A 13,991-nucleotide genomic window follows, 5' to 3' on the forward strand; every position below is an offset into this window, starting at 1 on the left:
ATTTGTATATTGTATTTAGAAAAAACCGTGCCAAAAAAACTTTCGACATTACAAATGTACAGTTTTCCTAGAATTGTCTTCCGATAATAAAATGTGTTTGCCAGCCAGATTTTTCGGTAAACCCTGGTAAAGGATCAAACCCGTGCGCAAAATCTATACCTAATAAACCAAAGGCAGGCATAAAAATACGAACTCCAACACCAGCTGAACGTTTTAAATTAAACGGATTAAATGTCTCAAAATTGTTATAAGAGTTACCAGCTTCTAAAAATCCTAAAGTGTATATAGAAGCAGAGGGTGCATCTGTAATAGAATATCTTAATTCCAACTGAAATTTATTATAAATAGATCCTCCTTCTAAAGGTGATAATTGATTGTTTTCATAACCTCTTAAACCTACAACTTCTCTACCATCTAATTGAAAAACAGCAATACCATCACCACCCACAAAATAACGTTCAAAAGGAGAAAGACCAACATCAGAATTATAATAACCCAAATACCCCATTTCAGCATTCGTCATCAATACTAATTTATCTGTAAAAGAGGTATACCATTTCCCTTTTAAACTTAATTTATAATATTCTAACCATTTGTAGTTATCTGCTATTTTTGCGCTTGCTTCAGCCTCTGATATTCCATCAGGTATTGAATAATCTTTATTGTTTACTAAAGAATATGGGAAAGTAGCCTTTACACCAAATGTAAACTCAGATCCGTAGGTTGGAAAAATTAGACTAGGTCCTGCTGAGTTTCTTGATAATGTTGCACTATAAGATAAATTATTAAGTGTACCATTACTTAAAATATTGCCACCTACTCTAAAACCATAATCGTTTAATTGAAAGCTTTGATAACTGATAGATTGCGATAATTGAAAATAATCATCTGGCCATTTTAAACGTTTCCCTAAACCAACAGAGGCACCTGTTATTGCTAAACTTCTAGTTCTATCCACATCAAAAGTTTGTGGATTTAATTGAAATTGCTTTGATTGATACACAGAAAAAGATAACGATTGAGGTTTTCTACCTCCTAACCAAGGTTCTGTAAAAGAGAAACTGTAGGTGCTAAACGTTCTACTGGTTTGTAAACGTAAGGCTAAATTTTGACCATCACCCATTGGTAAAGGTTTATATGCATCTTTATTAAATAAATTTTTGATAGAGAAATTGTTAAAAGATAGCCCTAAGGTACCAATAAAAGCTCCACCTCCATAACCACCTTGTAATTCGATTTGGCTACCACCTTTTTCTACCACATTAAAATTAATGTCAGCAGTTTTATTACCATAATCAGGAATCACATCTGGAGTAACATTTTGGTCAAAGAAGCCCAATTGCCCAATTTCTCTAATAGATCTAATAATGTTACTTCTACTAAATAAATCACCAGGTTTAACTCGTAATTCTCTGAAAATTACGTGATCGTTGGTTTTGTCGTTTCCAGAAACTGTAACTTTTTTAATTCGTGCTTTTTCATCTTCTCGAATTCTAATTTCTACAGTTATCGAGTCGTTTTCAACTTTAGTTTCAACAGCATTTACTTGAGAAAATAGAAAGCCACTGTCTTGGTATAGGGTAGATAAATCTTCTGAAGTTGGAGAGCCATCTCCTTTTACTCTTTCTTTAAGAACTTCACCATTGTAAACATCTCCGTTTTCAATTTTTAAAACCTTTCTTAACTGGTCATCTGTATATTCTTTATTACCTACAAACAGTATTTCTGAAAAGCGGTATTGCTTACCTTCTTCTAAATCAATGGTAATGTTTATGGTGTTATCTTCATTCCATGTAATACCTTCACTTAAAATACGAGCATCTCTATAGCCCAGTCTGCTATAGGTTTTTATAATTTCTTCTAAGTCTTCTTGGTAGTCTTCTTCGATGTATTTAGATCCTTTCCAGAAACGACCAACAAATTTTTGTTTGGTATTTTTCATTGCTTTTCGTAGCTTTTTATCGGAAAGCGCTTTATTACCATTAAAAAAAATGTATTTAATTTTAATTTTAGACCCTTTGTCTATAAATACGTTCATATTTACAGCATTGATATCTGAAGTGTCTTTTTTTACATCAAGATTTACTTTAGTTTTTAAAAACCCTTTATCAGTATATTTTTTTGTGAAGTAGTTTTTTGTGGTTACCACTAAGTTATCTGTAACCATTGCACCTGTTTTTAACTCTGCCTCTTTTTTTAGTTCTTTAGCTTTTGATTTTTTTATACCCGAAATCTTAACTTCATTTAATTGCGGCAGTTCTTGTACATCAAACTGAAGATACACAGTGTTTCCATCAACTTTAGCTAAATAAACATCTACATTGCTAAATTGCTTACTTTCATATAGTTTTTTAATGGCGCTTGTTAGTTTGTCACCAGGTAATTTAATAGGTTGTCCATTTCTTAAACCTGTAAAAACTTTTACAGTTTCTTCGCTAAATTTTCTTAGGCCAGTTACTGAAATGCCTCCTAGAATGTATTCTTTGCCTTTTTCAAAAGAAAGATTAGCATTAGAAACAGTGTCTTTTTTAGATTGTGCAGTTGCATTAAAAGTAAAAAATAGTGCTATGAGCACTACTGTAGCAGAAATTAAATTAATAGATAATTTATTCTGTAATTTGTTCGCTTGTTTTTCCAAATCGTCTTTCTCTATTCTGATAATCTATGATGGCATCATAGAAATGTTCTTGTCTAAAATCTGGCCAAAGTACATCTGTAAAATATAATTCGGCATACGCCATTTGCCATAATAAGAAATTGCTGATACGTTTTTCTCCACTAGTTCTTATCATCAAATCAACATTGGGCAAATTAAATGTATATAAATGGTTATTAATAGTATTTTCGTCTATTTTTTCTAAATCAAGTTCTTTATTAACAACTTTTTTAGATATGTTTTTGATTGCATTAACAATTTCTTCTCTTGCTCCATAGCTTAAAGCAAGTGTTAATACAATTCTATCATTATTTTTAGTTTTTTCAATAACACTAGCTAAGGTATTTTGTGCTTTTTCTGGTAAACTTTTTATGTTTCCAATAGCATTTACTTTAACTTGGTTTTCTTGAAAAGTTTTTAATTCGTTGTTTAATGAGTTAATTAAAAGTGTCATTAAAGCTTTAACTTCACCTGCTGGTCTATTCCAATTTTCAGTAGAAAATGCATATAGGGTAATGGCTTCTGTACCAATTTCTGCAGCAGCCTCAATAGATTGTCTTACCGCAGTTAACGCGTTTCTATGGCCAAAAACACGACTCATACCTTTACCTTTAGCCCAACGTCCATTGCCATCCATAATAATGGCCACGTGTTTTGGTACTCTTTGTAAATCGATACGTAGTTTTTTATCCATATATTAAAATCCTGTGGTGTAACATGGTGGTCTTCCAAAAGTGTAAATTAAAGAAATTCCTGTAAAGGTATACCAATCATTACCAGTTCCGCCAAAATTTAAATCAGCAATTTTTTCTGTGGTGTAATCTAAATCATCAGCAAATGAGTATCTAAATTTTGTTTCAACAGCAAAAGCAAGATTACCTAATAATTTAGATTTGTAACCAATACCAAAAGGAATGGTAATTGCGTTTTTGGTATCGTATTCGTATTGATTAGGTGTTGGTTCTGCAACAATATAGTTGTAATTGAATGCAGCAAGGTCTAGTGTAATATAAGGTGTCCATGTTTTACCTGGTGTAGATAAATCATATTCATAAAAATTATATTCTATTCCTACTGCCAATTCGTGTATAGTGTTAGTAAAACGTAAACCTCTATTTTGTTTAAAATCTGTATCAGCCTCCAAATCGTTTCCTGTAATAGGTAAAAAACTGTAAGTTGCTCTATAGGCTATTCTAGGATTTTTGTTATATTTAAAAAAAACAGCTCCAGCAGGTTTATTTGGGTAAATGTAATTGGTGCTACCAATATCTCCAATGTAATTAGAGCCTCCTAAAAACACTCCTACTTCATAAACTTGGCCAGATAAAACACTAGCAAAACATACAAAAACTATTATTAATATTTGTTTTTTCATCCTAAAAAATAGCGAGCAAATATAGGCAATTCAATTTGCTTTATAAAGTTAATATTCGGTCTTTTTTGAATAACTATTTTTTTGGTGTTTTATTGTAATGTATAGATTATAAGTTGGTTTCGTTTCGTGTATCTTCTCCCCATAACAATTTGGTACGTAATGTTTGTAAAAATGATTGATTATTTGGGATAATTGTTTTTACGGTAAAATTAGCTTTTTTAATAAAAATTGCTGTGTTTTTTGTTACTGAGGTTATTCTAGAATCTAATGAAATTAAGAAGTCTTTTTCTCTAGAATCTATAGTTAATTGGATGCTGGTTTCATCTGAAATAACCATAGGTCTTGCATTTAAATTATGTGGTGCAATTGGAGTGATAATTACATTTTTAGAGTCTGGCGAAATTACAGGGCCATTACAACTTAAAGAATAACCTGTAGAGCCTGTTGGGGTTGCAATAATTAAACCATCTGCCCAATAATTGGTTAAATATTCGTTGTTTAAACTTGTTTTAACACCAATCATAGATGTTGTGTTTTTTCTGGCGATGGTAACTTCATTTAAAGCAAAATTTAACTCACTAAATTCTGCTGTTTTGGGTGATGTTGCTACTTCTAATAATGTTCTTTTTTGAATGGTATATTCTCCTTTTAAAATAAGGTTTATACTTTCTCTAATTGTTTTTTTATTGATGGTTGCCAAAAAACCCAATCTACCAGTGTTAATACCCAAAATAGGAATGTCTAAATTTCTAATATAAGTTACTGCTCTCAAAATTGTACCATCACCTCCTAAAGTAAATAAGGTTTCGAAAGAAGCGTTTAAATCGTTAAAATGAGAAAATGTTGGGTATTTTTTATCTAAAATATTGCCTGCTATTAATAAGTCGTAAAATTCTTTTTCTATAAAACTAACAATATTATTTTCCTCAAGAACTTTAAGTAAAATTTGAATTTCCTTTTCTGCTGAAATTGAATAAGACTGACCGTAAATTGCAACTTTTTTCACTTTACTCTTTTATTTTTTATCATTTAACTTCCAACATCCAACATCCAACTTCCAACTTCCAACTTCCAACTTCCAACTTCCAACATCCAACTCATCAACTACATTTCTAGGTATTTTTGCAAATATTCTGACCTGTTTTTCAAATCTTCTAAATAAATATCATTTTCATGAGTAGAAACTATTTTATAATCATAACGCCTAAAGGTTTGAATGATTTCGTTTACTTCATCAGAAACAATTTTTAGGGTTATTTGTACAAAACTATCTTGTTGTGAAGAGATGTAAAGCCCTAATAATTTTGCGCCATTGGCTTCTACAATTTGAGTTACCTCACTCATAGAATACTCTAAAGCTAGTTTTTCTATGATGAGTGTTTCGCTTTGCTCTATCATAAATGGGCTTGTAGAAAAAACATCTAAAACATCACACAAATCATAATACCCTATGTAATTTTTATCTTTATTTAAAACAGGTATTATGGTGGTGTCATTATCAGCAAAAATCTTTAATAATTCTAAAACTGTTGCTTTTTCATCAGCAAAAAAAGAATTTAGTAAATGCGAATAAGCACCTAATTCAGCTTCATTATTTTCAATAGTTTGTATGTCATCTTCAGCAAAAGAACCTAATAATCTACCTTCTTCAACTACAGGAAAATGGGTAATAGGGTAGTTCTTAAAAAGATTTTGCCCTTTTTTAACCTTGTCTTTTAAATGAAAAGTTTTAATCTCTTTTAATATGTAATCGTTAATATTCATACTCTACGAATATAGGATAAAATGATTTAATAAATTATCTTTGCAAGCTAATTTTAGACCATGACAAAGTTAAGTGTAAATATTAACAAAATTGCAACTTTACGCAATTCTAGAGGGGGTAATGTGCCAAATTTGTTAAAAGTAGCTTCAGATATTGAAAATTTTGGAGGCCAAGGTATTACCATTCATCCTAGGCCAGATGAACGTCATATACGTTATCAAGATGCTCGAGATTTAAAAAATACGGTTACTACCGAATTTAATATTGAAGGAAATCCGATAAAATCTTTTATGGATTTAGTGTTAGAAACTAAACCTACACAAGTAACTTTGGTGCCAGATGCTGTAGATGCAATTACATCCAATGCAGGTTGGGATACAATTACACATCAATCTTTTTTACAAGAGGTAATTGCTGAATTTCAACAAAACGGAATTAGAACTTCAATTTTTATTGATACCGACAAAAAATTGATAGAGGCAGCTGCAAAAACAGGAACAAATAGAATAGAATTGTATACAGAGCATTTTGCAAGCGAGTTTGAAAAAGGCAACAAAAAGGCTGTAAAGCCATACACAGAGGCCGCTATTTTAGCGCACGAATTGGGTTTAGGAATTAATGCTGGTCATGATTTGAATTTAGAGAATATTAATTTTTTTAAAGATAATATACCAAATTTAGCTGAGGTTTCTATTGGTCACGCCTTAATTGCAGAAAGTTTATATTTAGGTTTAGAAAATGTGGTGAGCATGTATTTGCACCGACTTAAATAGTAGGCAGTTTTCAGGCATCAGTATTCGGTTAAACTTGCCATCAATAAAAAACTTTTTTGAGCTGTTGATAAATCTAATAATCTAATAATCAAACAATATAAATGTCTAATCAAATTTTACACTCAACTATAAAAGGAGAAGGGAAACCGTTATTGATTTTGCACGGTTATTTTGGGATGTCTGATAATTGGAAAACATTAGGCAATCAGTTTGCAGAAGATTATCAAGTGCATTTAATAGACCAAAGAAATCATGGGCGTAGTTTTCATACAGATGATTTTAATTACCAACTTTTAGCAGAAGATTTGTACAATTACATTGATCATCATCAGTTAGAAAATGTGTTTTTAATTGGTCATTCTATGGGAGGTAAAACAGCGATGCTATTTGCGGTTACGTATCCTAATTTAGTCGATAAATTAATTATTGTTGATATTTCTCCAAAAGCTTATGAACCTCATCATAATGCAATTTTAGCAGGCTTAAATTCTGTTGATTTTTCGATTCAAAATTCAAGAAAATTGGTTGATAAACAACTATCATCTTATATACCTGAATTAGGCATTCGTCAATTTTTGATGAAAAACGTATACTGGAAAGAAAAAGGCTTGTTAGGTTTTCGATTTAATTTAAAATCTTTGACTGAAAATAACGATGAAGTTGGAAAATCGTTACCACAAAATACATCATTTAGCAAGGAAACTTTATTTTTAAAAGGAGAAAAATCGGGTTACATTGTTTTAGAAGAACATTTAATTATCGATAAGCATTTTCCTAATAACAAAGTAGTTGAAATAGCAAATTCCGGGCACTGGTTGCATGCTGAAAATCCTAAAGATTTTTATACAGAAGTTTGTAGTTTTTTAAATTAAGTTATTTCAATTTATTGATTATTCTTGAAAATAATTGATGCTTTATTAGTGTCTAAAACACAATTGATAACTTCTAACTTTATTTTAAAAAAATCAGATTACCTAAAAAATGATAAAGAAAGAGTATAGACCATAATAAGGTACGAAACCAATTTCTTAATATTAGTTGTTTTAATAGTTTCTGAGAGTGTGTTCCTTTTGATATTTTAAAGTGAACAGGTGCAAAACTTAAAAATGTAAAAACCCATAGCAAAACAACAATACACAAAGTAATAATTGTGGCAGTACTAAGGCCTAAGTACACATCTAAGAGAGCAATTGCTAACTGTACAACCATTAATGGAGCTACAATAACAGTGATACGTTTCGTATATTTTTGATGCCAAGAAATTAAGTTTTTAGCATCGAAAAACAAGAAACTGGGATACACAATTAACTGAACCATCCAGATTAAAACTACCAAACCAAAATCTACAATTAGTTGTATTTGTGAGATGTTAAAATGACTAACTTCCAACATATTGATATTTTTGAAGTAATTCTAAAGTGGTGTATTGTAAAGTTTTAAGATGAGTAGCTTCCAAAATAATTGGAGGTGCTTTCCCTGCTTTTTCAGCCTCTAACCATCTAGAAATGCATAAACACCATTTGTCTCCTGGTTTTAATCCTGGAAAATTCCATTGCGGAATAGGTGTCATTAAATCATTTCCTTTAGCTGCTGAATAACTCAAAAATTCTTGGGTAACGATTGCACAAACTGTATGCGTGCCAACATCTTCAGAAACAGTTCTGCAAAATCCATCTCTAAAATATCCGGTTGCTGGGCTTGTGCAACAAGATTGTAAAGGATTGTTAAATACATTTAATTCCAAAATAAACTAGTTTTAACTAAAAATATAAAGATACGAAATGTTAGGTTTTAAAACTCCTTAGCTCCAAACTCACTCTTAATAAACTTTGATTTATTTTTATTAGAATTAAAATTATAAGACAAGTTTAATGTGATCATATCAACCTCATACACATAATTGGTGGTGGTAAAAAAAGATCCTGGTTTAGATGTTGTAATTCTTTGCTCATTGGTATCTAACAAGCCTAAATCCATATGCTGCCATTGTAAAGTAGCTGCTAATCTATTGTTGTAAAATGTTTTTCGAAAGGTTAGATTTGGCGAATAAAACCTAGAATCTTCACCTTGTGCTGTAACTCTATTTGATAAATAATTTAACGTAAATTGTAAAGAAGTAGTAGTATTAAATTGATAGGTAGAATTTATATTGATGGAATATTGGGTAGCATTTGTTTCAATTTTATCACCATTATAAGCGCCATCAATATCAAAATTGAAAATATTAGCACCAATAAAATTACTCCATTTTTCTGTTGGTTTTAATTGCGCACCGAGTTCTAAACCTAAAGATTTTCCTCTACCAACATTTGAATAGATTCTATCTAGAATGGTGTCGTTAAATACTTTGTTTACTCTATTTACCAGGTTTTTTACATTTCTATAATAAGCAGTTGCATATACTGAATTTCCTTTTTTGTAACGTTTAGAAACTCTGATTTCAACCAAATCTACAAATTCTGGCTTTAAGTTTTTGTCACCTTGCTCTAAGGTTTCAGAGTGTTCTCTTTCACGAAAAGGATTCATTTTAAAAGTGGTTGTTCGCTGTACTCTTCTGCTGTAGGCTGCTTTTAATTTGGTTTTATTTTCGAGTGAATATTCAACACTGGCAGATGGAAATAATTGTAAATAATCAAAAAGAATTACTTCTGGTGTTAATTGATCTGCTCCTTGTAAAGTTAATTCTCGATCCATTTTTTCTAAACGAACCCCAGCAGCATATTGCCATTTTTCTTTTTTGTTGGTTAAGTTGATGTAACTAGAATGCAAGGTTCTTTTCAAATCAATTTCACTTGTAAATTCAGGAACAGTTGCAAAAACTCCTGTTGTGTTATTTCTTCTGGTATATAAAAAATCTCCTTGATGATCTAAAAAACGATATTGGTAACCTGTTTCTAATTTTCCGAAAGAAAAATTAGCAAACTCATAATCTACACGAAATAATGTTCCAAAAAGAGGATTGTCGTTTGTGTTAAATTCATCTTGAATGATTTGAGTTGTATCAGGAAACCCTAAATTTCTATTGGTTGTTGGCCCACCTAATAACGTGTATTCATACAGTAATGATGCTGAAAGTTTAGATTTATCAGCGAATTTATGAGTATAATCAAAGCTACCTAAAGCAAAATCACTTTTTCGAATACGTAAGTTTTCATTAAAGTATTGAAAGGTGTATAACCTATCATTGCTATTGGCTGGTTGTACAGCATTATTATCAAAGTATACAATATCTGCTCTTCTGTCTTTGCTTCTTTTTCCTGCAAAGAAACCTAAAGAAAATTCGTTATTTTCATTCGGAGTGTAGTCTAAAGTGATGTTTCCACTATAATTTTCTTCATCAAAAGAACGCTCTCCATCAGAAGGGAAACTTGTTTTTATATCGTTAATAATGGTAAAAACATCCCCTTCGCGTCTTCCAGATTTATCATTTCTTTGATAGCTTGCGCCTAAAGAAAAGTTCCATTTGTCTTTTCTGTAATTGTAAGTAGCATCAATTCCATAACGTTTTGCACTTTCAGAATTGTTATAATCTTCAATAGAAGGTGCACCAATTCTTGTATTTATTTGTGCAAAAGTTCCGTTTAAAGCGCCTTTTTTGGTAAAAATATTTAGAATACCAGCTTTTCCTTCAGGATCAAATTTGGCTGATGGGGCTGTTATTACTTCTACTTTATCAATGGCATTAGCTGGTAGTTGATTCAAAATTGTAGCAGGATTTCCCTGAACTGGTTTTCCATTTAATAAAACTACAAAACCTGTAGTTCCTCGAACAGAAATGTCTCCAGTTCCATTGATAGAAACCGAAGGCAAGTTTCTAATAACATCAGTACCAGAACCTCCTTGGCTATTTTGAAATTTAGTGGCATCAAAAACTTGTTTGTCAATTTTGCTAACAACAGTAGCTCTTTCTGTGGTAATAACAACTTCGTTTAAGGTGTTTCCTAAAGATAATTGTAATGTTCCTAAATCTTTTTTATCACCAGTAAAAATAATACTTACTATTTTTTTAGGTTGATATCCAATAAAAGAAATTTCAATACTGTAGCTTCCTTTTTTAAGTTTGTCGAAAGTGAAAACACCATTTGCATTGGTAACAACCCCTGTTAATAGTTTTTTAGGAGATTGTTTATACAATGCAACAGTTGCATACTCTAAGGGTGTGTTGTCTTCCTTATCTGTAACTGTACCTGTAATTTGGGCAGCGATTGTTTGGCTAATTGACAACAATACTATGGCCAATAGGTGTTTTTTAAAACTTCTTGTCATTTTTATATGCTGATGCTAATTTTTATTCTGATGCTAACATTTGTGGAGTGGCAACTGTTCTAAAACCCATATGATCCGATCCTGAATCTATAGCAACTCCCATTTTTGCAGATATTCTAAAACTAGCACAATACGAATCATGGCATAAAAATGAACCACCCTTCATAACATGCTCAACTTGATAAGGATTACTAGGGCTATATGATTTTTTTGCGCCTTTTGGGTTTAAAATTGGCTGAGAAGTATCTAATTCTTGGTAGTGATTTACATTAAATAAATCGGCTGTTAATTCCCAAACATTCCCTAACATATCATATATGCCTATACTATTTGGTGGATATGATTTTACACTAGCTATAAACTCAAAACCATCTTTAGATTCATTTTTTGTTGGAAAAATTCCTTGCCAAGTATTGGCATTACTATTCAAAATAGAGGCGTCATTTCCCCAAGTATAAATAGTGCTATTATTACTTCCTTGTGCAGCAGCTTCCCACTCAGCTTCTGTTGGTAAGCGTCTATTTGCCCATTTACAATATGCCAAAGCATCCTCTAAAGCAATATGAACTACAGGGAAATTCTCTTTACCTTCAATTGAAGAATCTGGTCCAGATGGGTGTTTCCAGTCTGCTCCAATTTTCCAAGTCCACCATTGTGTGTAGTTGTTCATATTAACAACCGCATTAATATTTTTATTAAAAATTAAACTGCCTGGCTGTAAAATAGAATCGTGGGGTTTTGGAGTATTAGGAGGAAGCTGATTTTTCATATCTTCCCATTCAATTTTTCTTTCTGCTACAGTAATGTAATTTGTGGCTTTAACAAAATCTTTGAATTGCTTGTTGGTTACTTCTGTGGCATCAATAAAAAAACCAGAAACAGTTACTTTGTGAGCGGGTTTTTCTCTTCGCATAGCAAATACATCACCTTTTTTTGCTCCTCTTAAAAAGGTTTTTCCTTTAACCCAAACCATATTTTTGGGAGCTTTTATGTTTTTTTCTGATTTACTTTTAAGGGGCTTTTCTTTTTGATTATTACAACTAATTGTGGTGAAAAGAAAGACTAAAGACACTAAGGTAAAATTAATAAATGTTTTTTTATAAGAATAGATCATACTATTGTTTGAAATGTTTTTGGTCAGTAAATGTAATAATTTATGGGATCGAAACGCTTTGATATACTGTTTATTTTGTGATGTTCTGTAAAATAAACTATACTAGTACATACTAGTATATTTAATTAATAAAAATTGTACATTTGCTTTATGGAAATTATTTTTCTTCGAAATAAATCAGGAATGCCTAAGTATAAACAAATTATTGCTTCAATAGAGGAAGCAATAGCAAGTGGCATTTTAAAAAAAGGAGATCAATTACCATCTTTAAATAAAATTAAAAACAAGCATAAACTTTCTAGGGATACTGTTTTAATGGCTTTTAATGAGCTCAAAAATCGTGGAATTATTTATTCTGTAGTTGGTAAAGGCTATTATGTTTCAACCGAAGATATTGCTGTAAAGCAAAAAATATTTTTACTTTTTGATGAGTTAAATTCTTTTAAAGAAGATTTATACAATTCATTTCTTCAAAATTTAACAAAAAACATTCAAGTAGATATTTTTTTTCATCACTTTAATACTGATCTTTTTGCGAAGCTAATTAATGATAATATTGGCGATTACAGTTATTATGTAATTATGCCAGCGAATCTTAAGGATACCGAAAAAGTAATTCAAAATTTACCCGATGATAAAGTGTATATTTTAGATCAGTTGCATAAAGATTTAGAGAAATATCCTGCAATTTATCAGAACTTCGAAAAAGATATTTTTAAAGGATTATCATCAGTTTTACCAAAAATTTTGAAGTATAAAAAAATTATTTTGTTATATTCGGAAGATAAACAACCAAAAGGAATTTTAAATGGCTTTTTACAGTTTTGCAATCAGTATAACATCACTTCCGAAGTCATATCATCTCTAAAAGATAGGGTATTACAAAAAGGTGAAGTCTATGTGCTTTTAGAGGATAAAAACCTGTTAAGATTTATAAAAAAAGTAAAACAGAGTACACTAATTTTAGCTAAAGATATTGGTGTAATTTCTGTGAATGATACCATTCTTAAAGAAGTTGTTGAAGATGGTATAACTGCAATTTCTACTGATTTTAATTTAATGGGACAGAAATTAGCAGAAATGATCTTAAATAACCAACGTATAAAAATAGAAAACCCAAGTAGTTTAATCTTAAGAAAATCTATCTAAAAGTGTATAAAATTAACACCCTCAAAGAAAACGGAATGCGTATTATTGAATTGGTAAACGCATCAAAAACCACATCAGCAAAAATTAACCTTGACCAAGGTGCGCGATTACAAGAATTAAAGTTTAACGATATTTATCTTATTAAAGAGCAAGAAGGTTTCGATTATGCAACTTCGTATGCATCATCCCTACTATTTCCATTTGCAAGTAGAATTGAAAATGGTGAGTACAACTTTCAAGGATATGACTATAAGTTTAATTGTAATGATGGCAATAATGCTTTACATGGTTTAGTACATAATAAACCCTTTGAACTTTTTGAACCAGAAGAGCACATGCATTGTTGTTTTGCTACATTTAATTATTTTGAAAAAAAGAAAAGTGAGGGTTTCCCATTTCCATACTTTTTCTCTGTTACCTATACACTATTTGAAGATAAATTAGATGTAAGCATGAGTATTCAAAATACAGGTTCTTATGCTTTTCCTTTTACTTTAGGATGGCATCCTTATTTTAATTGTGATGATTTCGACAATAGCTTTTTAACTTTTAAAAGTGATAAAAAAGTAGTGTTGGATAAAAATTTAATTACAAAAGAAATTAAAGAAGAAAAAACACCTGAAGTTTTTAAAATTAGTAATAAACAATTAGACGATTGTTTTGTATTAAATGATAATAAAGTTGGTTTTACAACACCTAATTACAAAGTAGAAATTAGGCAAAACTCAGAAAATAGTTTCTTACAGCTTTATACTCCTAAAGATTTTCCTGTAATTGCTATAGAACCCATGACTGGTATTTCTAATAGCTTTAATAATAAAATAGGCCTAAAAGTTTTAGAACCACGTAGAAATTACTCACTTAAATGTAGTGTAAAAATAATCAACGAATAA

13 protein-coding genes are annotated in these 13,991 nt (G+C 30.6%); 4 read left to right on the forward strand and 9 right to left on the reverse strand.

Annotated elements, in window-relative coordinates; all coding sequences use genetic code 11:
• Window positions 1-67 precede the first annotated feature (67 nt).
• The 5 genes from bamA to ACTG3V_RS03140 form a co-directional block, all read right to left on the reverse strand.
• Window positions 68-2,638, reverse strand: a complete 2,571-nt coding sequence (gene bamA, locus ACTG3V_RS03120) for an outer membrane protein assembly factor BamA (RefSeq protein WP_439130673.1) — start codon at window positions 2,636-2,638, stop codon at window positions 68-70.
• Entirely contained in the window at window positions 2,607-3,350 is a 744-nt protein-coding gene (locus tag ACTG3V_RS03125) for an isoprenyl transferase (protein ID WP_439130674.1), read from the reverse strand. The genes bamA and ACTG3V_RS03125 overlap by 32 nt, the downstream gene beginning before the upstream one ends.
• A 3-nt stretch (window positions 3,351-3,353) precedes the next feature.
• Window positions 3,354-4,031, reverse strand: coding sequence for a DUF6089 family protein (locus ACTG3V_RS03130; RefSeq protein WP_439130675.1), 678 nt, complete (start codon window positions 4,029-4,031; stop codon window positions 3,354-3,356).
• A 106-nt stretch (window positions 4,032-4,137) separates the two neighbouring features.
• Window positions 4,138-5,037: an NAD kinase gene (locus tag ACTG3V_RS03135; RefSeq protein WP_439130676.1), complete on the reverse strand. Its 900-nt coding sequence runs from the start codon at window positions 5,035-5,037 to the stop codon at window positions 4,138-4,140.
• A 98-nt stretch (window positions 5,038-5,135) separates the two neighbouring features.
• Window positions 5,136-5,795 (reverse strand): CBS domain-containing protein, encoded by a 660-nt coding sequence (locus ACTG3V_RS03140; RefSeq protein ID WP_439130677.1) that lies wholly within the window; start codon window positions 5,793-5,795, stop codon window positions 5,136-5,138.
• Between the two features lie 60 nt (window positions 5,796-5,855).
• On the opposite strand from ACTG3V_RS03140, the gene ACTG3V_RS03145 reads away from it, so the two are divergent.
• Window positions 5,856-6,569, forward strand: coding sequence for a pyridoxine 5'-phosphate synthase (locus tag ACTG3V_RS03145; RefSeq protein ID WP_439130678.1), 714 nt, complete (start codon window positions 5,856-5,858; stop codon window positions 6,567-6,569).
• 101 nt (window positions 6,570-6,670) lie between these two features.
• Window positions 6,671-7,441: an alpha/beta fold hydrolase gene (locus ACTG3V_RS03150; RefSeq protein ID WP_439130679.1), complete on the forward strand. Its 771-nt coding sequence runs from the start codon at window positions 6,671-6,673 to the stop codon at window positions 7,439-7,441.
• Window positions 7,442-7,520: 79 nt separating this feature from the next.
• On the opposite strand, the gene ACTG3V_RS03155 is transcribed toward ACTG3V_RS03150, so the two are convergent.
• From ACTG3V_RS03155 to ACTG3V_RS03170, 4 genes are read right to left on the reverse strand one after another with little or no spacing between them, the layout of a single operon-like run.
• Window positions 7,521-7,961, reverse strand: coding sequence for a hypothetical protein (locus tag ACTG3V_RS03155; RefSeq protein ID WP_439130680.1), 441 nt, complete (start codon window positions 7,959-7,961; stop codon window positions 7,521-7,523).
• Window positions 7,948-8,313 carry a DUF2237 family protein gene (locus ACTG3V_RS03160; protein WP_439130681.1) on the reverse strand — a complete coding sequence of 122 codons (366 nt, stop codon included), beginning with the start codon at window positions 8,311-8,313 and terminating at the stop codon, window positions 7,948-7,950. Before ACTG3V_RS03160 ends, ACTG3V_RS03155 begins: the two co-directional genes overlap by 14 nt.
• 47 nt (window positions 8,314-8,360) lie before the next feature.
• Window positions 8,361-10,835, reverse strand: a complete 2,475-nt coding sequence (locus ACTG3V_RS03165) for a TonB-dependent receptor domain-containing protein (RefSeq protein ID WP_439130682.1) — start codon at window positions 10,833-10,835, stop codon at window positions 8,361-8,363.
• A gap of 22 nt (window positions 10,836-10,857) precedes the next feature.
• Window positions 10,858-11,808, reverse strand: coding sequence for a formylglycine-generating enzyme family protein (locus ACTG3V_RS03170; RefSeq protein WP_439130683.1), 951 nt, complete (start codon window positions 11,806-11,808; stop codon window positions 10,858-10,860).
• Between the two features lie 291 nt (window positions 11,809-12,099).
• On the opposite strand from ACTG3V_RS03170, the gene ACTG3V_RS03175 reads away from it, so the two are divergent.
• Together ACTG3V_RS03175 and ACTG3V_RS03180 are read left to right on the forward strand one after the other, a co-directional pair.
• Window positions 12,100-13,098 carry a GntR family transcriptional regulator gene (locus tag ACTG3V_RS03175; protein WP_439130684.1) on the forward strand — a complete coding sequence of 333 codons (999 nt, stop codon included), beginning with the start codon at window positions 12,100-12,102 and terminating at the stop codon, window positions 13,096-13,098.
• A 2-nt stretch (window positions 13,099-13,100) separates the two neighbouring features.
• Window positions 13,101-13,991 carry an aldose 1-epimerase gene (locus tag ACTG3V_RS03180; protein ID WP_439130685.1) on the forward strand — a complete coding sequence of 297 codons (891 nt, stop codon included), beginning with the start codon at window positions 13,101-13,103 and terminating at the stop codon, window positions 13,989-13,991.

It is taken from the genome of Polaribacter sp. (assembly GCF_965660385.1).
Classification (GTDB): Bacteria; Bacteroidota; Bacteroidia; order Flavobacteriales; family Flavobacteriaceae; genus Polaribacter.